Annotated in this window: 19 protein-coding genes; 9 read left to right on the top strand and 10 right to left on the bottom strand. The window is 73.4% G+C overall.

The annotated features are described in order from the left end of the window. Positions 1–56: 56 nt before the first annotated feature. Positions 57–2,330: an ATP-dependent helicase HrpB gene (hrpB, locus tag ABT369_RS37545; protein ID WP_502891868.1), complete on the bottom strand. Its 2,274-nt coding sequence runs from the start codon at positions 2,328–2,330 to the stop codon at positions 57–59. Between the two features lie 26 nt (positions 2,331–2,356). Between hrpB and ABT369_RS37540 the strand changes: the two genes are divergently transcribed. Next, positions 2,357–3,151, top strand: coding sequence for an Fpg/Nei family DNA glycosylase (locus ABT369_RS37540; protein WP_350619519.1), 795 nt, complete (start codon positions 2,357–2,359; stop codon positions 3,149–3,151). Positions 3,152–3,214: 63 nt separating this feature from the next. Here the strand turns inward: ABT369_RS37540 and ABT369_RS37535 are convergent, their stop codons facing one another. Then, the gene (locus ABT369_RS37535) at positions 3,215–5,614 is read right to left on the bottom strand and encodes a hypothetical protein (protein WP_350619517.1); all 2,400 of its coding nucleotides are present in this window, start codon (positions 5,612–5,614) and stop codon (positions 3,215–3,217) included. On the opposite strand from ABT369_RS37535, the gene ABT369_RS37530 reads away from it, so the two are divergent. Then, the gene (locus ABT369_RS37530; protein WP_350619515.1) at positions 5,598–7,133 is read left to right on the top strand and encodes a hypothetical protein; all 1,536 of its coding nucleotides are present in this window, start codon (positions 5,598–5,600) and stop codon (positions 7,131–7,133) included. The genes ABT369_RS37535 and ABT369_RS37530 overlap by 17 nt on opposite strands. A 10-nt stretch (positions 7,134–7,143) precedes the next feature. Here the strand turns inward: ABT369_RS37530 and ABT369_RS37525 are convergent, their stop codons facing one another. Next, entirely contained in the window at positions 7,144–7,479 is a 336-nt protein-coding gene (locus ABT369_RS37525) for a hypothetical protein (RefSeq protein ID WP_350619513.1), read from the bottom strand. Positions 7,480–7,772: 293 nt separating this feature from the next. Here ABT369_RS37525 and ABT369_RS37520 point away from each other — a divergent pair, with 293 nt between their 5' ends. Further along, positions 7,773–7,907: a hypothetical protein gene (locus ABT369_RS37520; protein WP_350619511.1), complete on the top strand. Its 135-nt coding sequence runs from the start codon at positions 7,773–7,775 to the stop codon at positions 7,905–7,907. Between the two features lie 33 nt (positions 7,908–7,940). On the opposite strand, the gene ABT369_RS37515 is transcribed toward ABT369_RS37520, so the two are convergent. Next, positions 7,941–8,453 (bottom strand): hypothetical protein, encoded by a 513-nt coding sequence (locus ABT369_RS37515; RefSeq protein ID WP_350619510.1) that lies wholly within the window; start codon positions 8,451–8,453, stop codon positions 7,941–7,943. Between the two features lie 165 nt (positions 8,454–8,618). On the opposite strand from ABT369_RS37515, the gene ABT369_RS37510 reads away from it, so the two are divergent. After that, positions 8,619–9,872 (top strand): glycosyltransferase, encoded by a 1,254-nt coding sequence (locus ABT369_RS37510; protein WP_350619508.1) that lies wholly within the window; start codon positions 8,619–8,621, stop codon positions 9,870–9,872. Here ABT369_RS37510 and ABT369_RS37505 read toward each other — a convergent pair. From ABT369_RS37505 to ABT369_RS37490, 4 genes are read right to left on the bottom strand one after another with little or no spacing between them, the layout of a single operon-like run. Further along, the gene (locus tag ABT369_RS37505) at positions 9,815–11,017 is read right to left on the bottom strand and encodes an ABC transporter permease (RefSeq protein WP_350619506.1); all 1,203 of its coding nucleotides are present in this window, start codon (positions 11,015–11,017) and stop codon (positions 9,815–9,817) included. The genes ABT369_RS37510 and ABT369_RS37505 overlap by 58 nt on opposite strands. Further along, positions 10,977–11,678 (bottom strand): ABC transporter ATP-binding protein, encoded by a 702-nt coding sequence (locus tag ABT369_RS37500; protein WP_350619504.1) that lies wholly within the window; start codon positions 11,676–11,678, stop codon positions 10,977–10,979. The genes ABT369_RS37505 and ABT369_RS37500 overlap by 41 nt, the downstream gene beginning before the upstream one ends. Next, on the bottom strand, positions 11,675–12,745 hold the full coding sequence (locus tag ABT369_RS37495) for a peptidoglycan-binding protein (RefSeq protein ID WP_350619502.1): 1,071 nt from the start codon (positions 12,743–12,745) through the stop codon (positions 11,675–11,677). Before ABT369_RS37495 ends, ABT369_RS37500 begins: the two co-directional genes overlap by 4 nt. Next, positions 12,742–13,335, bottom strand: coding sequence for a hypothetical protein (locus ABT369_RS37490; RefSeq protein ID WP_350619500.1), 594 nt, complete (start codon positions 13,333–13,335; stop codon positions 12,742–12,744). Before ABT369_RS37490 ends, ABT369_RS37495 begins: the two co-directional genes overlap by 4 nt. 127 nt (positions 13,336–13,462) lie before the next feature. Between ABT369_RS37490 and ABT369_RS37485 the strand changes: the two genes are divergently transcribed. The 4 genes from ABT369_RS37485 (at position 13,463) to ABT369_RS37470 (ending at position 16,666) form a co-directional block, all read left to right on the top strand. Then, positions 13,463–14,119, top strand: coding sequence for a response regulator transcription factor (locus ABT369_RS37485; protein WP_350619498.1), 657 nt, complete (start codon positions 13,463–13,465; stop codon positions 14,117–14,119). Continuing rightward, complete coding sequence (locus ABT369_RS37480) at positions 14,116–15,258, top strand: sensor histidine kinase (protein ID WP_350619497.1); 1,143 nt, start codon at positions 14,116–14,118, stop codon at positions 15,256–15,258. Before ABT369_RS37485 ends, ABT369_RS37480 begins: the two co-directional genes overlap by 4 nt. A 30-nt stretch (positions 15,259–15,288) precedes the next feature. After that, positions 15,289–15,852 (top strand): riboflavin biosynthesis intermediates N-glycosidase, encoded by a 564-nt coding sequence (ybiA, locus tag ABT369_RS37475; protein ID WP_350619496.1) that lies wholly within the window; start codon positions 15,289–15,291, stop codon positions 15,850–15,852. 67 nt (positions 15,853–15,919) lie between these two features. Then, on the top strand, positions 15,920–16,666 hold the full coding sequence (locus tag ABT369_RS37470) for a hypothetical protein (protein ID WP_350619494.1): 747 nt from the start codon (positions 15,920–15,922) through the stop codon (positions 16,664–16,666). A 1,418-nt stretch (positions 16,667–18,084) separates the two neighbouring features. On the opposite strand, the gene ABT369_RS37465 is transcribed toward ABT369_RS37470, so the two are convergent. After that, complete coding sequence (locus ABT369_RS37465) at positions 18,085–20,193, bottom strand: MMPL family transporter (protein ID WP_350619492.1); 2,109 nt, start codon at positions 20,191–20,193, stop codon at positions 18,085–18,087. Between the two features lie 150 nt (positions 20,194–20,343). Between ABT369_RS37465 and ABT369_RS37460 the strand changes: the two genes are divergently transcribed. Further along, on the top strand, positions 20,344–21,351 hold the full coding sequence (locus ABT369_RS37460; protein WP_350619490.1) for an AF_0692 family protein: 1,008 nt from the start codon (positions 20,344–20,346) through the stop codon (positions 21,349–21,351). On the opposite strand, the gene ABT369_RS37455 is transcribed toward ABT369_RS37460, so the two are convergent. Then, positions 21,290–24,577 (bottom strand): ATP-binding protein, encoded by a 3,288-nt coding sequence (locus ABT369_RS37455; RefSeq protein WP_350619488.1) that lies wholly within the window; start codon positions 24,575–24,577, stop codon positions 21,290–21,292. The two genes, ABT369_RS37460 and ABT369_RS37455, sit on opposite strands and share 62 nt — an antisense overlap. Between the last annotated feature and the right edge of the window lie 101 nt (positions 24,578–24,678).

The raw sequence follows: 24,678 nt of genomic DNA, 5'->3' as shown, positions 1-24,678 counted from the left end.
GTCCGGCTTCAAGCGTCCGGTCCGCCCGGACCGGCACCGGGTGAGGTCGGGGGTGATCAGCGGCGCGGGTTGGCCCGGCGGGTCGGCGGCGCGGTCGTCGGGTCCTCGGGCCACGGGTGGCGGGGGTAGCGCCCGCGCAGTTCCGCGCGCACCTGTGGATAGCCGGTGCGCCAGAACGAGGTGAGATCGCGGGTGACCGCCACCGGCCGCCCCGCGGGCGACAGCAGGTGCAGCAGCACCGGCTGCCCCGCGAACGAGGGCGTCTCGAGCAGCCCGAACATCTCCTGCACCTTGACCGCGAGCACGGGGCCGGCGGGGTCGCTGTAGTCGAGCCGCACCGCCGACCCGCTCGGCACCGTCAGCCGCTCCGGGGCGAGCCGGTCCAGGTCCTTCGCCGCCGGCCACGGCAGCAGCGCCTGCAGCGCCGTGTGCACGTCGGCGCCGTCCACCATGGACTCGATCAGCGCCTCGTCGCGCACGTCCGGCCACGGCGCCCCGGCCGCGCGGTGCAGGAACGCGAGCCGGTGCCGCAGCGGCGTCCACGGCACCCCGTCGCGCCGCAGCCGCTCCCGGCGCGCCGCCGCGGCCAGCTCGGCCGGGGCCGCGCCGATCGCGCGCTCCGACAGCACGATCGCGCCGAGCCGCTCGACCCGCTTGACGCCCGTCGCGCTCGCCTCGTCCACAGTGGACAACAGCGCGGCCGCGACCTCGCGCGCGATGTCCTCGTCGATCGCCGCGGCGAGCCGGACGCGCGCGTTGACCCGGCCGGCCGGGCGGTCCGCGGCGGCGATGGCGAGCCACGGGTGGCCCTGCAGCGGCGATCCGGGCGCGAGCTCGGCCTCGGTGCCGCCGGCCATGAGGTAGGCGTCGCGGCGCCGCCGGGCGATGCGCTCCGGGTAGGCGAGGCCCGCGATGATGCCCGCGGCGCGGTCGGCGCTGGTGGTGCGCTCGACCGGGTTTTCGATCATCCGGTACAGCAGCGACGCCTCCGGCCGCCAGCGATCCGTCGTCCGCCGTACCGCCGCCACGTCATCGGACGGGTAGGAGTCCTCGGCGAGCACCGCCACCACCTCGGCCGCGTTGCGGGCGCCCACGATCGGAGCCCCGTCCAGCAGCGCCCGGGCCAGCCGCGGGTGCGCGCCCACCCGCGCGATGCGCCGCCCGCGCTCGGTCGCGCGCCCGTCCGCGTCCACGGCGCCGAGGGCCGTGAGCGTCTGCGCCGCGACCGCCATCGCGGCCGCGGGCGGCTCGTCCGGCAGCGCCAGCCCGCGCCCGCCGGGGCTGCCCCAGCACGCGAGCGCGAGCGCGAAGCCGGTCAGCTCGGCGGTGCGCACCTCCGGCTCGGGGTGCGCCGGGAGCCGCTCGTCGTCCGCCTCCGACCAGCACTTGTACACCACGCCGGCCCCCTCCCGCGCGGCCCGCCCGGCCCGCTGGACCGTGCTGGCCTTCGCCGCGCGGACGGTCTGCAGCGACCCCAGCCCGCGCGCGAGGTCGATTCGCGGCACCCGCGCCAGCCCCGAGTCGACGACGACCCGGACGCCGGGCACGGTGAGGCTGCTCTCGGCCACCGCGGTCGCCACGATCACCCGCCGCGCCCCGGGTCGCAGCGCGCGGTCCTGCTCGGCCGCGGGCAGCCGGCCGTGCAGGGGCAGGCTCGGGATGCCCGGCAGGTTGCGGCGCACCCGTTCGATCTCGGCGACCCCGGGGACGAACACGAGGATGTCGTGCCCGGTCTCCCGCCACGCCCGGCGTACCACCTCGGCGACGTGCTCCATCGTGAGCGGCGGGCGCTTGGGCGGTACCCACACCGTCTCGATCGGGAAGAGCGGGCTCTCGACGTCGATGACCCCGGCGCCGGGCAGGCTCTTGCCGGGCGTCGCGGTCGCCGCGAGCAGCCCGAGGTCGGGCCGGATGGCGTCGCGCACCTCGAGCAGGAAGGCGGTCGCGAGGTCCGTGTCGAGGTGCCGTTCGTGGCATTCGTCGAGCATGACGACGTCGGTGCCGGCCAGTTCCGGGTCGGCGAGCAGGCGCTGGACGAGCAGCCCGGTCGTGACCACCTCGATCCGGGTGTCGCGGCTCACCCGGCGGTCGCCGCGCACCGAGTAGCCGACGCTCTGCCCGACCCGCTCCCCGCGCAGCTGGGCCATGCGCTGCGCGGCCGCGCGGGCCGCGATGCGCCGCGGCTCGGCCACCAGCACGCGCTCGGAGCCGAAGGCGAGGGGCACCAGCGTGGTCTTCCCCGTGCCGGGCGGCGCCACGAGGATGGTCGGGCCCCGGCGGACCTGGTTGACCACTTGGTCGAGCACGCGGGTGACCGGCAGGGATTCCACGCAGGCCATCTTGTACCTTCGCCTGGATGCCCGAGCTACCAGAGGTCGAGTCGGCCCGTGCCGTCCTGGAGCGCTACGCCCTGGGCCGCCCCATCGCCGACGTGGACGACACCGACACGTGGGTCTGCCGCCCCCACTCCCCCGGCGCGATCCGCGACGCGCTCGTCGGCACGACGCTGACCGCCGCGAACCGGCGCGGCAAGAGCATGTGGCTCGACTCCACCGGCCCCACGCTGGGCATCCACCTCGGCATGTCGGGCAAGATCGTCTTCGTCGACGAGGCCGGCCTGGAGACGGACGGCGGCGACTACTGGCAGCGCGGCCGCGCGTGGGGCGACCACCGGTTCACGCGCTTCTCGCTGACGTTCGGCGACGGTACGCGCCTGCTGCTGGTCGACCCGCGCCGCCTCGGGCGCGTCCGACTCGACCCGCCCGTGGAGCGCCTGGGCCCGGACGCGCGCGACATCACCCCGGCGCAGTTGCGGGCGGCCCTGTCCCGCGGGAGCGCCCCGGTGAAGGCGCGGCTGCTGGACCAGGAGGCCGTGGCCGGCGTCGGCAACCTGCTCGCCGACCAGGTGCTGTGGCTGGCGAAGGTGAACCCGTCGCGGCCCGTCGACGCGCTCACGAAGGCCGAGGTGGACCGGCTGCACCGCGCGCTGCGCAAGGCGGTGGAGTCGGCCATCGCGGGCGGGGGCGTGCACACGCTCTCCGTCGTCCCGGCCCGGCGCGAGGGCGGCGAGTGCCCGCGCTGCCACACGGCGATGCGCCGCGCGACCGTCGGCGGCCGCACGACCTGGTGGTGCCCGCGCGAGCAGCCCTGACGGTGCGCGGGCCGGCCGCGAGGCCGGGCCGGGCGGCGGCTGCCACCCGGCCCGGCTCGGCGATCAGGACGGGTTCACCCACAGCGGGAGGTAGGCGTACCCGGAGTAGAGCCCGGCCGCGGTCCGGCTGCGGACGTTCAGGCCGTGGGAGTAGGACGACTCCGGCGTCCAGGTGATGGTGGCCTTGCCGTCGGGGCCCGCGGCGACCGTCTGCTCCGGGGCGCCGTCGAACGAGTACAGGAACTCCGTGCTGCCACCGAGGTGCGCCGTGAACGTGAACGAGGCGGTCTGGCCGACGTTGCCGCCGTCGGGCCAGTGGTAGATGTCGGACTCGATGGTCGGCTCCAGGGCCTTCACCCGGAAGTCGGTGTAGGCCCAGTCCGACACCAGCCCGTTTGCGCTCGTGGTGCGCACCCTCAGGCCGACCCAGCCGCCCGCGGGGTTCGCGTACTGCTCCGGCGTCCAGTGCACCGTGGCCGTACCGTCCGCGCCCGCCGCGACCGTCTGCTGCGGCTCGCTGCCGAACACGTACTGGTACGACACCACGTTCGCCGCGGTCGGGCGGAACTGGAACGCGCCCTCGATGCCCGGCCCGCCGCCGCCGTCCGGGTCGCCGAGCGGATAGTCCGCCGACGACACCACGGGCGCGATCGAGGCCGGGTAGAACGCCCAGCCCGCCTCCTCCGACTCGGTGCCGTCGGCCGTCCGGCTGATCACCGTGATGGTGTTGCCGCTCGCCGACGTCGGCGTGTAGGGCACCGTGATCGAGCCGTCCGGGCCGGCCGGAATGGTCTGCGCGGGCTGCTCGTTCTCCTGGTACTGGTTGAACTGCACCACGTACTCGACCACGCCGTGCATGTGCGGCTTGATCGTGAACGAGCCCGGGGTGCCGACCGGCTTGCCCTGGGTGCCGTCGAACGGCCACTCGGCCGACTCGATGAACGGCCGCGAGTCGATCAGCAGCCACAGCGAGCTGGTGCCCGACTTCACGCCGGCCGCCGTGGTGCCGAAGACCGTGAAGACCGTGCCGCTGACGGTCGGGGTGATCTGCACCTGGGCCGTGCCGTCCGCGGCCGCCGCGACCGTCTGGGCGGGGGCGTCGTCGAGCTGGTAGGTGTAGGTCACCGTGCCGGGCAGGTTGGGCCGCAGCGTGAGGTGGTGCGTGTCGCCGAGCCACGCGTCGGGGTCCGCGTCCTCGATCGCCGGCGCCGTGTTGCGCACCCAGATGCGGTACGTGACCTGGTCCGAGGAGTTGCCGGCCCGGTCGATGCTGCGCACGTTGAGGAACACGATCCCGGCCCGCGACGGGGCGAACTGGATCGAGGCCGACCCGCCGAGCGCCGGCGCGGCGACGTACTGGTACGTGTTCCCCTCGCCGTAGGCGTACCCGACGACGTCGGACACCCCGTTCGCCGAGAACGTGACGGTGCCCGGGATGCCGGGGCCGCCGTGCTGCTGGTTGTCCGACGGATAGTCCGTGGACGAGACGACCGGCGCCTGGCCCGGCCGCGTGGTGTCGACGGTGAACCGGCACTCCTCGCTCCACGGCGACACGTCCACGTCGTCGCGCCCGCGCGCGGCCACCGCGTAGGTGACGCCGTCCTGCAGGATGCCTGCCGGAATACCGCCCCAGGCCCGCGCGGGCGCGTAGCCGGCCCACACCTCGGGCAGCTCGACGCGCGCCTCCGGGTGGTCGACGGGCCATACCGCGAACGTCGCGTAGGCGATGTCCCCGCCCCCGGTGTCGTTGGAGTCGGGGTCCGTGAGCAGCGCGTTCAACGTCGGCGTGGTCGTGGTGATGTAGAGCGGCTTGCCCCCGTCACACGAGCGCCCGTCGACGGTGAGCTGCGTGGGCACGCCCGGCGTCGAGTTGGCCTTGATGACCAGCGCCGGGGCGTTCTCGATCCGCCGCCCGTAGCGCGGATCGTTCTCGAGCCGCTCGGGCACCCGCAGCTCGAGCGTGATCGTCTTCTTCCCCGCCGCGAGCGCGTCGCGCACCACGTTGCCGAGGTCGACGCCGATGTACCCCGACGGGCACACCGTCCCGCCGATGTCCGCGACCTTGGTCCGCTCGCGCGGCGGCCGGTTCCACGACGCGTTCGACGCCACCGGATCGGTGGTCCACAGCTGCCAGCTGCGCGCCTTGCGGCAGTCGTTGGCCTGCGTCTCGGCGACGACGAAGCCGGTCGCGATGATGCGCTGGCCCTTGTACTGGCTGATGTCGTACGTGAAGTACGACCGGGACTTGTGCTTACCGTTCGTGTCCTTCCAGGCCCCGATCGGCGCGTCGGTGCTCTGGTTGACGTAGGCCTTGTTGGGCGTCCTGGAGTCGGTGTAGACCCAGCTGGTGGGCCGGAGCGCGCGTTGGTTCGTGGCGTGGGCCGCGTCCGGGGCGACGACGAGCGCCCCGGCGAAACCGACGACGACCGAGACGAGCCCGGCTACCGTGCGTTTCGCTGACATTGAAGAACTACACCCCCGTGAATCGACGAATGCCGACAGGGACGATAGACCTGCGGCACTCGGGGTGTCGTCCCGTTATCTCCAATGTGGACAGAGCGCACGAAGCCCGACCAATCCAGCGAACCAGCCTCCGGACCACCCGGCCTACCCCTCGGCCCCGGCGGGCTCCTATGGTGGATGTCGATCTCGGGAGGGGCAGGACGTGACCGCTGACGACAAGGCACACGTGCCGGTGTGGACGCTCGCCACGGAGGCCGTGAGCGTGCCGGACGTGCTGGGCGACGAGGGCCTGACACCGGCCCGGCTCGACGAGCTGAGAACCGCCCTGGTGACCCTCGCGGACTCCCCCATCGCCACGCTGGAGGCGCATCCGTCGCCGGCCGAGCGCGACCGCAACGGCGGGATTGCCCTGCATGCGGCCAGCCCGCTCGCCCAGCAGCTGTCGCAGCTCATCACCCAGACCGCGAGGTCGGCCCCGCGGGCGCTCAACGTCGGCGCCACCGGTGACGTGCTCTACCGAATGGTGGTCCCGGCCAAGGTCGCCGCCCAGTTCGGTCAGGGACTCGTCCGGCCCATGGTTTCGAGGGCGGTGGCGGGAGGCATTCGCGGCCCGCTGGTCGGCTCCACCGGCATCATCAGGGCCGGCGCCTCGTTCGTGCCCGTTGGCGGCAAGGCCGCGGTCGCGGGCGCCGCGACCGGCTCGGCAACCACGGCCGGCGTGGCCGCGGCCGGCGCCGGAGCGTTGACGGTGGCCGCGCCGCTGGTGCTGATGGCCGTCGCGGTCGGCGTCAGCGCCTACGCCGACCATCAGCGCCAGCAGGCGATCGAGCGCATCACCGTCCTCCTGGAGCAGCTGCAGGAGGACGGCCTCGAGAAGGAACGCAGCGAGCTGGACGGTTGCCGCGACGCGATCGACAAGGCGACGTCGATCCTCCTCGACCAGGGCAGAATCGGCCTGTCGCTGGGGCTGGACTCCTCGTCCTACGCGATCAGCACCGCGATCGAACGCACCAAGCGCCGGCTCGCGAAATGGCAGGACGCACTGGCCACGCTGGCCGACGGCCCGGTTGAAGTCACGGCGCTGACGAAGTCGTTCCCGGGCATCAACGAGGAGGGCGGCACATTCCGCGCCCACTTGGAGCTCGCGCGGCTCGCCATAGCCCTCAAACGCCGGGTGCTCGTGCTGCAGGCGGTCGAACACGCACAACTGGTCGGATCGGACAATCCGTTCAAGAGCTTCGTCGGGACGCTGCAGGACGACGAGCGCCGCGTCGACGAGCTGGAATCGGGCATCGACTCGGTCCTGCTGCGACTTTCGACGCTCGAGCTGAAGCGGTACGGCGGCATCCGGAGCATCATGTTCACGCCGGGCGAGGTCGACGAGCTGCTCAGGACCGCATATCGCCTGCGCGCCCTGGGCGACGGCCTCACCGTTGGACCCCACCGGGCCGACGTCGCCATCGAGATCGAACGCAGCGGCGACGGTTCGCTCGTGGTGTTCCCCGCCACCACAACCTGATCGATCTGCGCTAGAAAGCCGGCCGCAGCACCGGCCGGCCGTCCACCGTGGACTCCGTCAGCCGCTCCGACACGTCCAGCAGGTGCGCCAGGTGCCGTCGGCCTTCCTCGCCGGACATGCCGTCGGGCAGCGCGATGTGGGCCAGGGCCGCCTCGTGGATCTCGGCGCGGAACTCGTAGCGGAACTCCTCGTCTCCGCTGTAGGTCAGCGCGACCCGGCCGGTCCAGTCGATGCGGTGCCGGCCGGAGCCGTCGCCGGTGAACGTGACCGCATGGTCGGCGACCGAGTCGTGCCCGAGCAGGTACACGTGGAACGCGGGCGGGGCATCCAGATCCTCGATCGGCAACGGGTCGGCGGCCAGTCGCCGCGGTAGAGCATCGGCGAGCCGGAAGGATCGGCCCGGCGTCGCGGCGAGCAGCCCGGTGGCGTCCTCCCACGTCGCGGAGGACAGCGTGCAGCGGTGATAGTTGTTCCAGACGATCGGGGCGGCCCAGTCGGCGACGTCCGCGTCCTCGATGTCCGGGGCGTCGAACTCCTCGTCGTAGAGGGCCGTCTTCAGCGTCAGGTCGAACCAGAGCCGCCCCGACCGATCGAGCCCGGCCTGTCCAGAGACTGAGCGCCAACACCGAGCACATCATCGTGTTCGAGTACGGCGGCCGGCAGCCGGTCGTCGCCTACGGCCGCAACTGCGCCTGGGACCAGGACGGTGCGGTGCGCTACCACGGCGACATCCGCAAGATCACGGCGTACTGGTCGGTCACGTTCCGGAACTGAGCGGGAGCGGCCGGCCGTGGCGGCTCGGCATCATCAATCCTCGACGCCGAGGTCGGCCCGCATGGCCGCCCGCAACTCGTCGCGGCGCCGGTTGACGGCCTTCGCCTGCTCGTCCCACGCCGCTCGGTCACCGCTGTACGCGACGGGCTCGAGGTCCTTGAACTGGGACGCGTTGTACGCCTGAGCGAGCTCGCGCACCTGCGCGCCCGCGCTGATGGTCAGGTACAGGTAGGCGTCCTGCAGCGCGATCACGGCCGGCCGGGTGCGCTCCGTGGGATCGAACTGCTCGCCCCGCCGCGTCATCCGGGACACCTCCTCCAACGCCTGGAAGAAGCGGTTGGCGGCCACGAGGTAGGCGTGGCATGCGGCCCGGAGCTCGTCACGTCTCGCCCGCACGCCGGCATCGTCGGCCGCCCGCGACCGCGACCGCTCGCTCCAGTGCTGGTTGAGCGCCGCCGTGCCGATGCTCATCGCTCCGGTCAGCAGCACACCACCAAGCGCCCCGACCAGCGCGAGCACGGCGGCGGTCGAACTCCCGTCCGTCATGCGCGCATCCTAGGGTCAGCACCGGCGGCCCGAACAGGCGCGAGCGGTGCGGCCTGCGCTCAGGCGGTTGCCGGCGGAATAGGACCAGGCCGGTCGATGAACAGCTGGCGTACAAAGGACATGCGTTCTCGTCCGAGTGTGGCGTGGTACCGCACGATGTGCGGCGTGAGAATCGCGCACTTCTGCGACAGCCACCCAGGACGCTCCGACGGCGTCGCGACCTCGGTGGCCGCCACGGTGTCCCTGCTGCGCGCCGCCGGCCACGAGGTTCAGGTCTACCAGCCCGCCCCGCTGCTGCGCGGCCGGCAGGAGCCCTGTGGCGTGCGGTCCGTCCCGGTGCCGTTGCGCAACATCCGGGTCGGCCTGCCCCACTTCAGCGGCATGCGCCCGGTCCCGCACATCGTGCACGTGCACACCCCCGGGCCGGTGGGCATCGGCGGGCTGCGGTACGCCCGGGCGCACGACCTCCCCGTGGTGATGACCTGGCACACGGACCTGCTCGCGTACTCCGCGCACTTCATGGAGATCCAGTTCGGCGCGGCCCACGCGGCGCAGCGGCTCGCGCTCGGCTGGACCGTGCGCGACTACCTGCGCCTCGCGCGGTCCGGGACCGAGCGCCGGGCGCAGCTGCTGCGGCTCGCGCAGGAGTTCATGGACCGCACGAACGTGGTCATCGCGCCCTCGGCGAAGACGGCCGCGGGGCTGGCCGAGTTCGAGCGGCTTCCCCCGGTGTGGACGGTCCCGACGTCGATCCAGCTCGCCGACTGCCCGCTGGGCCGGACCGAGCTGCGGCGTTCCCTGCGGATTCCCGAGAACGCCCCGGTTGTACTGGCGGTCGGCCGGGCCACCAAGGAGAAGGACCCGGCGCTCCTGATGGCCTCGTTCGCCCGGCTGCTGCGCCACGTGCCCAACGCGCGGCTCGTCATGGTCGGCGTCAAGCAGAACCGGATAAACGTGATCCGCCTCGCCCGCCAGGCCGGCGTCGCCCACGCGCTGCGACTGGTGCGGCCGGTGCCGCACAGCCGGATGGCGGCGTATTACGGCATGGCCGACGTCCTCGCGTTCGCCTCCACCACCGACACCCAGGGCCTGGTCATGCTCGAGGCGGAGGCGGCCGGGCTGCCGGTCGTGCTCGCGGACGCGGCGCTGGCGGAGCGCCCGAACCAGGACTCGAAGCGGCTGTCCACCGCGCCGGACGCGGACTCGTTCGCGGCCGGGCTCGCGAAGGTCCTCACCGACCCCCGGCTGCACCGCGAGGTGGCCGAGGCCGGGCGCGCCGCGGCGGACGCGTACTCCGCCGAGCACTACCTCGGCCACCTCATGGCCGCGTACCGGTACGCACAGACGGCCAAGCGCCCGGATCAGGGTGCGGCCAGCGCCTCGGTCGGGGCGAGCCGGGCGGCGCGCACGGCGGGATAGAGTCCCGCGATCGCGCCGATGAGGAGCGTGGCGGCGACCCCACCGGCCGTCGCCCACGCCGGCACCACCGTCGGCCAGTCGCGCGTGGTGGCGTACAAGGCCGTCACCCCGATCCCGGTCGTGACCCCGCCGATGCCGCCGAGCGCGGACAGCAGCAGCGACTCGGCGAGGAACTGCATGAGGATCTGCCCGCGGGTCGCCCCGAGGGCGCGGCGCAGCCCGATCTCCGAGCGCCGCTCCAGCACCGAGATGACCATCGTGTTGGCCACCCCGACGCCGCCGACCAGCAGCGCGACCGCGCCGAGGCCGAGCAGCAGGCCGGTGAAGGTCTTGTCGGTGGCCTGCCGCGCGGCGAGCGCGTCGGAGGGGCGCGAGACCTTCACGGTGCCGGGCGCGGCCGGGTTCGCGGTGCGGGCGAGGACCGCCTGGACCGCCTCGACCTGGTCGTCCTTCGAGCGGGTGTAGACGGTCGTCGGGTGCCCGTCGAAGGCCGTGTACGTCGCCGCCGCCTCCCACCCGATGAGCGCCGACGCGTCCAGTTCGGGCGCCAGCGGTACCGGATCAAGAATCCCGATCACCGTGAACCATCGCGCGTGGATGTAGACCTGGACCCCGTCGCCGGCCGCGTAGATGCCCAGGCGCCGGGCCGCCGCGTCGCCGAGCACCACCGCCGGGAACTTCGCGGTCGCCGCGTTCAGCCACGTGCCGGAGGCGAGCGTGGCGCCCACGGTCCCGGGCAGGTCCAGCTGGGCGGCCCGCAGCGTGATCGCGTTGGTCTGCCCGGCGGGGATCTGGTCGGAGCGGTACACGTGCACGTCCGCGATCTTCCCGACCGCCGACACCTCGGTGACCGGCCCGATGCGCCCGATCATCTCCACCGACTCGTCCGGCAGCGTGGCGTTGTCGCCGAAGATGTCGTTGCCGGGCGCGACCGTGAGCAGGTTGGTGCCGAGCGCGGCCAGGCGGCGGTCGAGCTCGGCCCGGCTCGACGAGGAGATGCCGACGACGGCGACCATCGCGGCGATGCCGATCGCGATCCCGAGCGCGGAGAGGAACGCGCGCATCGGGCGGGTACGCAATCCGGCGCCCCCGACCCGGACCACGTCAGCGGGGGCCAGCCGCGCCGGCGCCAACGACGTCGTCATCCTCGACCACCTCCCCGTCGCGCATGCTGACCTGCCGCGGCAGGCTCGCCGCGATCTGCCGGTCGTGGGTGATGACGAGGATCGTGGTGCCGGCCCGATGCAGCTCCCCGAGCAGCCGCATCACGCCCGCCCCGGCGGCCGAGTCGAGGTTGCCGGTCGGCTCGTCGGCGAGCAGGATGGCCGGCTCGCCGACGACCGCCCGGGCGATCGCGACCCGCTGCCGCTCGCCGCCGGACAGCTCGTGCGGCAGATGGTCGAGCCGGTCCCCCAGCCCGACCCGCACGAGCGCCTCCTCGGCCCGGCGGCGTCGCTCGGCCCGCGGCGGGCCCGCGTAGAGCAGCCCGTCGGCGACGTTGTCCAGCGCGGCCTGGCCCGGGGCCAGGTGGAACTGCTGGAACACGAAGCCGATCCGCCGGGCCCGCAGCGCCGACAGCCGGCGGTCGCGCAGCCCCGCGACCTCGTGGCCGTCGATGCGCACCGTGCCGGCCGACGGGCGGTCGAGGGTACCGATGAGATGCAGCATCGTGCTCTTGCCCGAGCCCGAGGGCCCGACGATGGCCACGAACTCGCCCGCGGAGACGGTGAGGCTGACGTCCCGGACCGCGACGACCCCGCCCGGATACTCCTTGCGCACCGAGTCCAGCTCCACGACGGGCGTCATCCCGGCATCCCGACGACCGTGCCGGCGTCGATCCCGTCGCCGGTCACCTCGACCCGGCCGGACGCGAAGAGGCCCAGCTCGACCGGGACGACCCTGGTCGTACCGCCGGAGACCACCTGCACCCCGTAGCCCCCCTCGGCCAGGGCGAGCAACGCCTGGACCGGCACCGCGAGCACGTTCTCCCGGCGGCCCGCGGTGAACGTGACCGCGACCGTCATCTGGTCCAACCCGTCGAACGCCTTCGCGTCGTCGGGGGTGATCGTGAGGCGGTACTTCGTCGCCGCCGGGTTGTTCCCCTGGGCCGGCTGGATGACCGTCTGCACCACGGCGATCTTCCCCGTGACGCTGCGGCCGTCGGGCAGCTTCGCGGTGACCGCGCTGCCGGACTTGGCCAGCCGCACATCCGACGTCTCCAGATCGACCGTCACGACCGGGACCGTGGAGGTGTACGCGAGAATCGCGCCCCCGCTCGGATCGCCCGCCTCGGCCTTGTGCTCGTCGACACGGACGGCGCCGGTGGAGTAGACGACCCGGCCCGGCTCCACCGTGCCCGTCTTGGTGATACCGAGGTCGCCCTGCCACTTGCGCACCGCGCTCGCCGTGGCCGAGGAGTAGGTGTCGTCGACGGTGAAGCCGGTGTACCCGAGCGCGGCCAGGTTCTCCTCGAGCTGCCTGACGTCGGGGCCCTCGGCGCCGACGGTCAGGGCGCGGTACGACGGCATCGAGCCGTACAGCAGCACGACCGGCGTGTCGTCGGTCCGGTAGAGGGCCTGTCCCCGCTGCACCACCGTGCCGACGGCGGGCACCTCGGTCAGCGTGCCCGCGCCCCGGCCGGTGAGGGTCCGGCTGTCGCCGTGGCCGAGCTTGCCGTCGTGGCTCTCGGTGTCGACCAGCGTCTGCCGGGTCACCTGGGCGGTCTTCGCCGGCAGCGCGCCCTTCGCGGCCCCGGCGTCGTGGGTGCCCGACGGCAGCCCGAGCCCGGCGGCCGCGGCGGCGCCGACCGCGGCCACCGCCGCCACCCCGAAGATCACCCGGCCCGTGCGCCCGCGCCGGCGGCGGTTGCTCATGCCCCGCCCTCCTGATCTCCGGCCTCGTCGTCCTCGCCGCCCGGGCGTTTCGGCTGGTACTGCTCGCACGCCTTCTCGGCCGCCTTCATCTGCTCGCCGCGGGGGTCGATGCCCAGCTTGTCGCTGTCGAGCATGATCCCGCCGTCCTCGCTCGGGTCCGGGAAGTTCGTGATCCCGTGCTCCCGCATGCACTGCGCGAACTTGCGCAGCTTCTCCTGGTCGGCCGGGTCCATCTTGGGCGGCTGCCCGCCGTTGGGCATGAACTGCTTGCACTCGGCCTGGGCGGCGTCGACCTTGGCCTTGTCGGTGCCCTCCGGGATCGTGATGTTGACCCCGTTGCCCTCGAACTGCGGGTCGTCCATCGGGATGCCGTGGTCGCGCATGCACTGGGCGAACTTGAGCAGCGCCTCCTGCTCGGCCTGCCGGTCCCGTTTGCCGCTGCCGCTGCCGCTGCCGGTGGCGCTCGCCGTCGGGCCGGCCTTGCCGTCGCCCGCGGTCGCCACGCCGTCGTCGCCGCCCGTGCCCTTGGCGCAGCCGGCGGCGGTGAGCACGAGCAGCAGGCCGAGCACGAGGCTGGTCCTGATGCGCATGATGCCCTCCATGGAAGAGTTCGCTTGTGGATAACTGGCCCCTGCAGTCAAGGGCCGCCCGCGTCAACCGGCCGTAACTGTGGACGATGACGCCGAAGTGACACCGCGACGCGGGACCATGGCAGGCATGCGGATTCTGGTGGTCGAGGACGAGCCGCTGCTGGCCGAGACGGTCGCGCAGGGGCTACGGCGGGAGACCCACGCCGTCGACGTCGTCCACGACGGGGCGGCGGCGCTGGAGCGGCTCGACGTGAACGACTACGACGTCGTGGTGCTCGACCGCGACCTGCCGGTGCTGCACGGCGACGAGGTCTGCCGCGAGCTGGCCCGGCGCGAGTCGGCGGCCCGGGTGCTCATGCTGACCGCGGCCGCCGACGTCGACGACCGGGTGGCCGGGCTCGCGCTGGGCGCCGACGACTACCTGCCGAAGCCGTTCGCGTTCCGCGAGCTGGCCGCGCGAGTGGCCGCGCTCGGCCGGCGGGCCCGCCCGGCCGCGCCGCCGGTGCTCGAGCGGGCCGGGATCCGTCTCGATCCGCATCGGCGGGAGGTGTATCGCGAGGGCCGCTACGTCCCGCTGTCGCGCAAGGAGTTCGCGGTGCTGGCCGAGCTGCTGCGGGCCGACGGCGGCGCGGTCTCGGCCGAGCAGCTGCTGGAGAAGGCCTGGGACGAGCACGCCGACCCGTTCACGCACACCGTGCGCATGACGATCCTGAAGCTGCGGCGGAAGCTGGGCGAGCCCGCCGTGGTGCTGACCGAGCCGGGAGTGGGGTATCGCATCCCATGAGGAAGATGACCATCCGCACCCGGCTGACCCTGGTCGTCGGCGGGGTGCTGCTCGCCGGCGGCCTGCTGCTGCTCGGCATCACCTACCTGCTGGTCTTCCAGCAGCTCGGCAGCAAGATCTTCATGGCGAAGACGGACGGCATCGACGGCCCCCCGCCGCCCGGCGCGGCCGGGAACGCGATCTCGAACATCCAGGGCGAGATCCGCTCCGACGCGACCACGGCGGTGCTCACCCAGGGCTCGATCGCGCTCGCCGTGGTGGTCGTGATCGGGCTCGCGTTCAGCTGGCTCGTCGCCGGCCGGCTGCTGCAGCCGCTGCACCAGGTCACCGAGACCGCGCGGCGCATCGCGGGCGCCCCGGACCGCGGGCTGCACGAGCGGATCGCGCTCAGCGGCCCCGACGACGAGGTGAAGGAGCTGGCCGACACGTTCGACCTGATGATCGCCCGGCTCGACAAGTCCTTCGACGTGCAGCGGCGCTTCATCGCCAACGCCTCGCACGAGCTGCGCACCCCGCTCACGCTCAACCGCACGCTGCTGGAGGTGTCGACCGACCACCCCGACGCGTCGCCGGAACTGCGCCAGCTGGGCCGGACGCTGCTGGCCGTGAACGACCGGCACGAGCGGCTCATCGACGGTCTGCTGCTGCTCGCCCGCTCCGAGCGCGCGGTCGCCGATCGGTCCTATGTGGACCTCGCCGACGTCGTCGCCCACGTGACCGCCCTGCGGCAGGACGAGGCCGTGAAGGTGACGGCGACGGCGGACGAGGCCCCGACGAGCGGCAACGCGGTGCTCCTCGAGCGGCTCGTGCACAACCTGGTCGAGAACGGGGTGCGCCACAACGTGCCCTCCGGCGGCTGGGTGCACGCCGAGAGCGGCACGCGCCCCGACGGCGTCTACGTGACCGTGAGCAATACGGGGCCGGTGGTGCCGCCGTACGAGGTTCCCAACCTCTTCGAACCGTTCCGCCGCCTCGGCCCCGACCGCGCCGCGGGCTCCGGCGCGGGTCTTGGGCTCTCGATCGTCCGCGCGGTCGCGGCGGCCCACGGCGGCAAGGTCTTCGCCGACCCCCGCGACGGCGGCGGCCTCACCGTCACCGTGATCCTGCCCACGAGCCCGAGCAGCGAATATCCGACATGAGATTTTGCGAAGATCGGGCACACTCGGGGCATGTCCGCACCGCCGTCCTCCAACGAAGAGCTGCTCCGCCTGGTCAGATCCGGGGCTCGCGTCAAATACCTGCACTTCTGGGGCCACACGCCCCACCCCGGTGGTGAGCTAGGACCGAGCTGCCTGAGCCAGTGGTGGCCGGCGCGCTTCGAGGTGGACGGTGTCGGGTTTCCGTCGGCCGAGCACTACATGATGTGGCGCAAGGCGAAGCTCTTCGGCGACGAGCAGACCGCGGCCCGCGTGCTGGGCGTCGCGCATCCGAATCAGGCCAAGAGCCTGGGTCGGACGGTCATGGGCTTCGACGAGGACACCTGGGCCCGCGAACGCTTCGCGATCGTCACGGCGGCCAGCCGCGCCAAGTTCGACGCCGACGACACCCTGCGCGCATACCTGGTCAGCACCGGCGACCGCGTCCTGGTCGAGGCAAGCCCGCTGGACCGCGTGTGGGGCATCGGCCTGGCCGCGGACGACGAGGCGGCCCAGAACCCGGAGCGCTGGCGCGGCCTGAACCTGCTCGGCTACGCCCTCATGCACGCCCGCGCGGACCTGGCGGGTCGTTCATGACCGGGACCGGGCATCAGGCAGCGCCGCTTTCAGCTCAGGCCACCGACGAGCGAAGCGAGGAGGGGGCGTGAGCTCTCGGGATGAGATCCAGCCGCTTCCGGGATGGCTGGCCTGGCCGATCCGAGTCCTGGCCGTCATCTTCGTCGTCCCGTTCAAGCTGGCCTGGGACGCCTTCGCCTGGCTGATGCGCCGCCTGTGGAAATACGTGGGCGTGCCGCTGGTCAAATACGTCATCCAGCCCTTCCTGTACTACGTGCTCTGGCTCCCCCTGTACTACGTCGTCCTGGTCCCGCTGCGCTGGATCGCGGTCAACCTGCTGTGGGTCCCGCTGGTCTGGTTCGCCAAGCACGTCCTGATGCCGGTGGCGAAGGGCCTATGGTGGCTGCTCAGCGCCACGGCCCCGTTCTGGAACCTGCTGGGCCGAATCCTGCTGGAGGTGGCCAAGGCCGTCGGCTGGGTCATGACCCGCATCTACCGCTACGTGCTGACCCCGATCGGCAAGGCGATCGCGTTCGTGTGGCGCTGGGTCGTGGTCCCGATCGGCCAGGCCATCGCCTGGGCATGGAACCATTCGGTGGTACTGCTCTGGCGCTACCTGGTGGTCATCCCACTGAGGTTCGTGTGGCGCAACCTGGTGGTGCCCCCGGCCCGCTGGGTGCACACGTGGGTCCTACGCCCAATCGCCGACACGACCCGCCGCGTCCTGGTAACCCTGGGCCTGCGCGAACCACAACGCCACGCCCCCGCCCGGACCCGCCCGCCGTCCTCCCCCTCCCAGAACCGGCCCCGCCCCCTGCGCCGCGGCCCACGCTAACCACAGCCGCACCTCAAACGTTCCCGGCCTCGCGCTCCAGACCAGCGCGAGGCCGGAAACCACAGCCAGAGCCCAGCCATCCGGCACTCCGGCCCTCACCTCTCCCGCGCCGCCGCAATTCCCACGCTCGCCGCGAGTCCCACCAGCTCGAACCACAGTCCGCCCACGGTGAGTCCCGCCCTTGCGCCTCAATCGTGCTGGCGAGCCGGCAGGCCGAGACCAACCACGGCCCACCCAACCAACACCGCCCTCGCCGCCCGGGGCGATCCCGGCCATGCTCGCGCACCTTCACAATCGAGGCGCCCATCCACGCGAACGTTCACGCGCCGATTGAGGAACGCGTCCAGCCGCACAGCCATCTCCAACGCCCCGCGACTTGAACAGCGGATACGCCCGCGAACCGCGTGACCACCTTCTCCCCCGGCACGTAGACACGCCGCCGGCAATGACCTGCCCAGCCCCGACCCGACACGGGCGGCGACGCCACAAAGCCGGTCCGGAAACCACGAGCCGTGAGGCAACTTCGAGGATCACCAGCTCGACACCACCGGCCCGGGCGCGCGATCCCGAGCAGCCCTTGCGAGCGCTCACCAGCTCGTCACTCCGCTCACCGCAGCCAGCACCACAACCGCCTCGACGAACTCCCATCGCGCCCACCCCAGCAAGACCGAACCTGCCGACACCCACGGCGGACCCAACACCACGGCCACACGACCCTCAACTCACGCGAAACCGAGAGCCCGCAACAGCTCACGCCCGACCGGCCCGACAACCACACACCGCGCAGACCGAATATCGGCCGACCACCCGCAGCCGAACGGCGCCACGACCACACGAACTCGCGACCCGCGAGCCGCAAGGGGCCGAGAACCAGCTGAGCGTCCGCAGCCGAGCAGCGCCGCGGCCACACGAACCCGCGACCAGCGAGCTGCGCGAGACCTAACGACTGGGCGCACACAGCCGCCCGACGCCGACTCCGCATCACCACACGAGCCGCCCGAGACCGAAAACCGGCCGAGCGCGGCGCGGCCACACCTCCACGCAAACAGAGCGGGGGCGAGAACCGGCCGGGCGCACACAGCCAACCGACGCCGACCTCGCACCACCACGCGAGCCGCCCGAGACCGAAAACCGGCTGGGCGCGCACAGCCGAACGGCGCCGACGCCGCACCACGCCACGCGACGCCGGAAGACCGGCCGAGAACCGCCGCGGCCACATCACCACGCGAGCAGAGCGGGGCGAGAACCGGCTGGCGTCGGCAGCCGAACGGCGCCGGGGCCACACGAACCCGCGAGCGGCGCGGGACCGAAAGCCGGCCGGCCATCCGCAGCCGACCCGGCACCGCGCGGGCGAGCGGTGCCACGGCCCCGCGACCCCCGGCCCGAAAGTAGGCCGAGGGTCGCGGGGTGGGCGGGCGTCAGCCGACCGGCGCCGGCTCGCGCGTCGCCGGAGTCGACGGGCGCTCGACGTCGATGTGCGGCAGGATTCGGTCCAGCCAGCGCGGCAGCCACCAGTTCGCCCGGCCCAGCAGCGCCATCGTCGCCGGCACCAGGACCAGCCGCACCAGCGTGGCGTCGATGAACACGGCGACGGCCATCCCGACCCCGATCATCTTCACGGTCACGTCCGGGTCGAGGGCGAAGCCGACGAACACCGCGACCATGATGGCCGCCGCGCTGCTGATCACGCGCCCGGTAGCGGCGAGGCCGCGGACCACGCTGCCGCGGGCGTCCCCGGTCGCGAGCCAGTCCTCGCGGACCCGGCCCAGCAGGAACACCTCATAGTCCATCGAGAGGCCGAAGAGGACGGTGAAGAGCAGGATCGGCACCCAGCTGGAGATCGCCACCGCGTGCGGCAGGCCGACCATGTGTGCGCCCGTGTCGGTCTGGAAGACCACGGTCATCACGCCGTAGGCGGCCGCGACCGACAGCAGGTTCATGGCGGCGGCCTTCACCGCGACCACCGGCGCCCGGAAAAGCACCGTGAGCAGCACCAGCGACAGCGCCACCACGAACGCGACGACGAGCCACAGCCGATCGGCGAGCCGGTCGGAGATGTCCGCGAACACCGCCACGAGCCCGGTCACGAGCACCCCGTCGGGCAGCACGTCCGCGCGCAGGTGCTCAAGCAGCTGGGAGGTCGCCTCGTCCTGCGGCCCGGTCGTGGGCTCGACCGCGATGACCGCCGCGGTGCCCTTGACCGCCGGCGGCGCCACGTTCGCGACGCCGGGATCGGTCCGCAGCCGTGCCACCAGACCGTCGAGGTCGGACACCTTGGTGGTGTCGACGGCGAGCAGCAGCGGCCCGTTGGCGCCGGGGCCGAACTCGTCCGACACCAGGTCGTAGGCGAGCCGCGTCGTGTTCGAGGTCGGCTGGCTGCCGGCATCCTGGGGCCAGGTGCGCATGCCGAGCATGGGCGCGGCGAGGCCCGCGAGCACGACCAGGGACGCGAGCGCGGCGATCACGGGCCGGCGGCCGACGCCGGCGGCCCAGCGCGCGGTGAGGCCGAGCTTCGGGGTGCGCTCCACCGTGCCCTTGCGGACCTTGCGCGGCAGGACCCGGTGCCCCGCCAGGCCGCAGAGCGCCGGCACGAGCGTGACCGCCGCGGCCATCACGGCGACGACGGCGGCGAAGGTGGCGTAGCCGTAGGAGGAGTACACCGGAAGGAGCGCGAGCTTGAGCCCGAACAGGGACACGAGGACGGTGAGCCCGGCCACGACGACGGACGCGCCCGCGGTCGCGTTGGCCTCGATCGCCGCCGAGCGCGGGTCGAGCCCCCGCCGCAGCCCCTCGACGTGCCGGGCGACGAGCAGCAGGGCGTAGTCGATGCCAACCCCGAGCCCGACCATGCTCGCGACCGTGGGCGCGGTGTTGCTGATGTCGGTGACCTTCGCCAGCAGCGTGATGACCGCGGTGGCGACGCCGAGCCCGGCGATCGCCACCACGAGCGGCAGCCCGGCGGCCACGACGGAGGCGAGCGCCAGCACGAGAATCAGCAGCGCCACGACGATCCCGACCGCCTCGGCGGTGCCGCTCGGCGCCGAGATGTTCTCGGCCACCTGCCCGCCGAACTCGACCTGCAGCCCTTCCCGCTTGAGCGGTTCGGCGGCGGTGCGCAGCGCGTCCATCGCCGAGGTGCCTTCGAAGTCGGTGACCGGCATGTCGTACTGCACCCCGATCAGCGCAGTGTCCCCACCCTCCGACATCCGAGCCGGCGCGACGATCCCGGCCTGGGGCATCTTGGCCAGCCGCCCGCGCAGCGCCTCGAGCACGGCCGGATCGAGCGCGTGATCATCGTGCACGATGACCCGGGCGTCGGCCCCGGACATCTCCGGGAAGTGCTTGCGCAGGAACTCGGTCCCGGCCTGGGACTCGGTTCCGGGCACGTTGTAGTCATCGTGCGGCGTGCCGCCGAACCCGGCGGACAACGCCGAGAGCGCGACGAGCACGATCACCCACGCGCTGATCGTGCGCCAGGGATGCGCAGCGGCCGCTCCTCCGAGCCGGCCGAGCAAACGGGACAACATGACGTCCTCCGGGACGGTTGATTTCGCATCGGTACTGCCAGTGCCACCCTCCCAGCCCCCACTTTCGATTCACTTGGAGTCCACTAACGACGGCTTACGGGCGACTTTCGGCGCTAGGACCGCCCCGCGGATTCGGCTGAAGTGGATCGTATGCGCCGATTCGTTCCCGTAACCGGCCTGCTGCTCCTGGCCCCGCTGGTCGGCGAGTACCTGCTGGGCAACATCTCCGTCCGAGCCCTGCCGGCCCTGCCCTTCCTCGTCCCCATGTACGGCGCCGGCGCCCTGCTCATCCGCGAGCTCGCGAGGCGCACCGGCCGCGGCTACCCGGCCATCCTGCTGCTCGGCGCCGCGTACGGCGTGATCGAAGCCGGCCTCGTCGACCAGTCCATGTTCAACCCGTCGTTCGAGGGCCACGACTTCCAGGCCGTGACCCCGATCCCGGCCTGGGGCCTGAGCGCCGCCAGCGCCCTGGCCTTCGTGGCGGGCCACGCGATCTGGAGCATCACGGTCCCGATCGCCCTGATGGAGCAGTTGAATCCGATATTCCACCCGTCAGGCGAAAAATCCGATATGTCGGCCGGTTCGGCCGCGAAGCGGCCGACATATCGCCCCTGGCTGAGCCGGCGCGGCCTGGCCGCAACCGCACTCGTATACCTCCTGGGCTGCTGGATCATCCACAAGGAAATCACCGACAGCGAGCACTTCACCGCAACCCAACCTCAACGCCTGGGAGCCGCAACAGCCGCCGCCATCCTCATCGCGCTCGCATTCCTGAGACCAAGGCCCGGAACCTGGCCCGCGCCCAAGGTCTGGCTGACCGGAGTCATCGCGTTCGGCTCGACGACGGTGTTCTTCGCAAGGCCGGAGTCGTGGGCAGGGTTCTGGTTCGGCGTCGTCTGGCTGGCGGCCGGAGCCGCATGGCTGGCCCGGACCCGCTGGACCGATCGGCACGTGCGGGCCCTCGCGAGCGGCGCGCTGCTCACGTACGCCTGGAGCGGCTTCGCCCTCACCGCGCTCATGGAACCGCACGACCCGGTCCGCTGGTGGGGCAACGCGGCCTTCGCCGCCGGGGCCGTCGCGCTCGTGTTCGCCTGCTTCAGGAGGCGGACAGCAGCGCCCGCGCACGGGCCAGCCAGTGCGGGGAGTTCCAGCGACTAGCCACGTCCACGGCCAGCCGCAGGCACTCGGTCGCCTCCCCGGGGCGGTTCTGGAGGCGGTACAGCTCGCCCAGGCTCAGCGCGACGGGCTGCATGGCGATCGAGGTGCTCGACACCCCCGCGATCTGGTCGCGCAGCGGCAGCAGCGCGTCGATGACCGGCTGGGCCAGGTCGGCCCGGCCCAGCGCGACGATCGCCAGGGCGCGCACGGTGTAGAACGCGGAGCCGAAGAAGTCCGGGCGGATCGGGTGCTCGCCGATGCGGACCGTCCGCGCCTCGGCGAGCCGGCCGGCGGCGAAGAGGCTCAGGGCGTGCGCGTCGTGGGCGATCGCGCCCATCTCCTGACCGATGAGCCGGGTCGCCTCGACGAGCTCGGCGGTGCGGTCCTGGTCCACCATCAGGCTGAAGGTGGCGATGAAGTGGAAGCCCTCGCCGTGCATGGAGCCCTGGCGGCGCAGCTGCTCGCGGCACTCGTCGTACAGCGCGTGGGCACCGGCGAAGTCGCCCTCGATGTGGGCCAGGGTGGCGCGGGCGGCGAGGTGGACGGCGATCGGCTCGGCGAGGTGGTAGGCGGCGGCGATCGCGCCCTGCCGGGCCACCGCCGCGCGCACCTCGGCGGGCTCGTTCAGTGCCCCGGCGCAGTTGCCCAACTGCTGCTCGGCGAGCCACTGGTAGGGCACGAACCCGTGCTCGGCGGCGAGCGCCCGCAGCTCCAGCGCGACCGCGCGGCGCTCCGGCACGTCCCGGTCGAAGGGCATCGTCCGCCCCCGTGCGGCCAGCCCGAGCGCGAGCAGCCCCGGGTCGCCGAGGCCACGGGCGATCTCGAGCGCCTCCCGCCCGGCCGCGACCCCCCGCTCGTCGCCGTCGAGCTCGCCGCTGAGCGCGTCGAGCAGCCGGCAGCGGTCGGCCGGGGCCAGGTCGCCGCGGCGCAGCAGGCGGGTGAGGACGTCCACGGTGCGTTCATCGATCACGCCGTACTCATGGATCTGCCACGGCGTCGCCACCGTCCACGCCGTGAACGCCGCGACCAGGAGGTCCTCGCCGCCGGCCACGGCCACGTCGACCGCCCGCTGGCGGGTCCGCCGCGCCGCCGCCACCGCGCCCGCGCTCGCCTGGGCCCGCAGCAGCCGCCCGAGCAGGTCGACCAGGAGCGCGTCCCGATCTCCGGGCACGGTCCCGGCCGCCTCGAGCGCCGCCAGCGCCGCGCCGAGGATCTCGGCGGCGGCGTCGTACGCGAATCGCCGCTCGGCCAGCTCCGCCGCCCGCACCGCGTAGTCCACGGCCGCCGGCGCGGTCTCCGAGGACGCCGCGCGCGCGTAGTGGTAGGCCAGCGCCGGGTAGTCGTCGGGCCGCAGCCGCCGCGTGCCGGCCGCGACCCGGGCGTGCATGCGGGCGCGGCGCAGCCGGGAGAGGTCGGTGTACATCGTGTCGCGCACCAGCCCGTGCACGAACCGCACCCGCCCGGGCGCCGGCTCGGTGAGCAGCCCCGCGATGAGCCCGGCCTCGAGCGCGTCGAGCACCGCGCCCTCGTCGGCGTCGGCCGCCTCCACCAGGGTCTCGACGTCGGCCTCCCGCCCGATCACGGCCGCGAGCCGAAGCACCGCGACCGCCGCCGGGGGCAGCCGCGACAGCCGCCGCCGCAGGACGTCGCGCACCCCCTCCGGCACCTCGGACGTGGCCACGAGCGCCCCTTCGGACGCGAGCAGCTGCGCGGACTCGCGCACGTAGAACGGGTTGCCGCCGGTGCGCTCGGCCAGCGCCGCGAGCGTGCCGGGGTCCACGGGCGTGCGCGCGAACGCCTCGACCAGCCGCGCGACGTCCTCCTGGCCGAGACCCTGCAGCTGTACCCGTACCGGCGACCGCCGCGCCAGCGCCGCCATGGTCGCGGCGAGCCGTTCCCGGTTGTCGGCCGGGCGCAGCGCGGCGACGAGCAGCAGCGCCGGCCCGCCGGGCGCGACCAGCTCGGCGACGCTCGCGAGCAGCATGAGGGTCTCGCCGTCGGCCGCGTGCAGATCGTCGAGGACGACGGCGAGGGGCCGCTCGGCCGCGACCGCGGTGAGCCAGCGCGCGACCGCGCGATGCAGCCGGAACCGCCCGGCCGCGACGTCCTCGCCGGGGCCGGACCCGGCGTCCTCGTCGAGCAACGGCCGCACCTCGGCCGCGAGCTCCCCCGGCGGCGCGAAGCCGGCCAGCTGCCGCAGCGCCTCGACCCACGCCCAGGCCGGCGGCGCGCCTTCCGCCTCGGGGCAGCGCCCCACGACGACGAGCCACCCCTGCCGCGCCAGCTCCTGCCGGTAGCGCGCGAGGATGCGGCTCTTGCCGACGCCGGCCTCGCCGCTGATGAGGACCACGCTGGGCGCGACGACCCCGGTGAGCGTGGCGAGCTCGTCGGCCCGCCCCACGAACAGCTCGTCGGGCGCATCCCCGGCCCGCACGACCGGCAGGTCCGATATTTCGGGCGACCCCTGGACGTCGGGCGAGCCGGCGAGAATCGCCGCCTCCAGGTCCAGCAGCGCGCGGCCGGGGTCGAGACCGAGCTCCTCCGCCAGCAGTGCCCGCGCCCGGCGCAGGGCGGCCAGCGCATCGGCCTGCCGCCCGCTGCGCCACAGGGCGAGCGCGAGCAGCCGCCAGCTCTCCTCCCGCAGCGGCGCCTGCCGGGTCAGCACCTCCGCCTCGGCCACCGCCTCGGCCGCCCCACCGGCGCGCAGGGTCGCGTCGAGCAGCAGCTCCCGGGCGGCCAGCCGCAGCTCCTCGAGCCGCGCCGCCTCGGGCTGGGCCCACGACTCGTCGGCGAACTCCGCGTAGGCGTCCCCGCGCCAGAGCTGGAGCGCCGCCCGCAGCAGCACCCGCGCCCGTCGCGGGTCCTGCGACACGGCCGCGCGGGCGTCGGCCAGCAGGCGCTCGAACCGCCAGGCGTCCACGGCCTCGGCCGGGAGCCGGATCGCATACCCGGGCGGCGCGCTGACCAGCAGGCGGGCCGGGGCCCGGCGCTCGCGGGAGGGTTCGAGGAGGCGGCGGAGGTTGGAGACGTACGCCTGCAAGGACGCGATCGCCCGCGGCGGAGGCTCGCCGCGCCACAGGTCCTCGATCATCCGGTCGACCGAGACGACCTCGCCGCGGGCGGAGAGCAGCAGGGCGAGCACGGCGCGCTGGCGGGGCCCGCCGACGTCGACCGTGGCGCCCGCATCCGTCTCGACCTCGAAGGGCCCCAGCACCCGCAGCAGCATGACGGCGTCATGGTAGTCGCCGCCAAGCGCGCTCCAAGACCGCTACAAGACACTCCGGCGACGCTTTCGGCTCAATCACCGCAACAATTTGAGGAGCCACA

Origin of the sequence: Dactylosporangium sp. NPDC000244, assembly GCF_040300725.1 — a bacterium.
In the GTDB taxonomy this organism is placed as follows: domain Bacteria; phylum Actinomycetota; class Actinomycetes; order Mycobacteriales; family Micromonosporaceae; genus Dactylosporangium.
The sequence above is the reverse complement of the archived record's forward strand: the minus strand, read 5'-3'. Positions and strand labels throughout refer to the sequence as shown.

What these genes read in the sequence shown, in the direction of transcription:
- ABT369_RS37540 (WP_350619519.1), top strand. Translation starts at nt 2,357, where the DNA reads ATGCCCGAGCTACCAGAGGTCGAGTCGGCCCGTGCCGTCCTGGAGCGC.
- ABT369_RS37535 (WP_350619517.1), bottom strand. Translation starts at nt 5,614, where the DNA reads ATGTCAGCGAAACGCACGGTAGCCGGGCTCGTCTCGGTCGTCGTCGGT.
- ABT369_RS37515 (WP_350619510.1), bottom strand. Translation starts at nt 8,453, where the DNA reads ATGACGGACGGGAGTTCGACCGCCGCCGTGCTCGCGCTGGTCGGGGCG.
- ABT369_RS37505 (WP_350619506.1), bottom strand. Translation starts at nt 11,017, where the DNA reads ATGACGACGTCGTTGGCGCCGGCGCGGCTGGCCCCCGCTGACGTGGTC.
- ABT369_RS37500 (WP_350619504.1), bottom strand. Translation starts at nt 11,678, where the DNA reads ATGACGCCCGTCGTGGAGCTGGACTCGGTGCGCAAGGAGTATCCGGGC.
- ABT369_RS37495 (WP_350619502.1), bottom strand. Translation starts at nt 12,745, where the DNA reads ATGAGCAACCGCCGCCGGCGCGGGCGCACGGGCCGGGTGATCTTCGGG.
- ABT369_RS37490 (WP_350619500.1), bottom strand. Translation starts at nt 13,335, where the DNA reads ATGCGCATCAGGACCAGCCTCGTGCTCGGCCTGCTGCTCGTGCTCACC.
- ABT369_RS37485 (WP_350619498.1), top strand. Translation starts at nt 13,463, where the DNA reads ATGCGGATTCTGGTGGTCGAGGACGAGCCGCTGCTGGCCGAGACGGTC.
- ABT369_RS37480 (WP_350619497.1), top strand. Translation starts at nt 14,116, where the DNA reads ATGAGGAAGATGACCATCCGCACCCGGCTGACCCTGGTCGTCGGCGGG.
- ybiA (WP_350619496.1), top strand. Translation starts at nt 15,289, where the DNA reads ATGTCCGCACCGCCGTCCTCCAACGAAGAGCTGCTCCGCCTGGTCAGA.
- ABT369_RS37465 (WP_350619492.1), bottom strand. Translation starts at nt 20,193, where the DNA reads ATGTTGTCCCGTTTGCTCGGCCGGCTCGGAGGAGCGGCCGCTGCGCAT.
- ABT369_RS37460 (WP_350619490.1), top strand. Translation starts at nt 20,344, where the DNA reads ATGCGCCGATTCGTTCCCGTAACCGGCCTGCTGCTCCTGGCCCCGCTG.
- ABT369_RS37455 (WP_350619488.1), bottom strand. Translation starts at nt 24,577, where the DNA reads ATGCTGCTGCGGGTGCTGGGGCCCTTCGAGGTCGAGACGGATGCGGGC.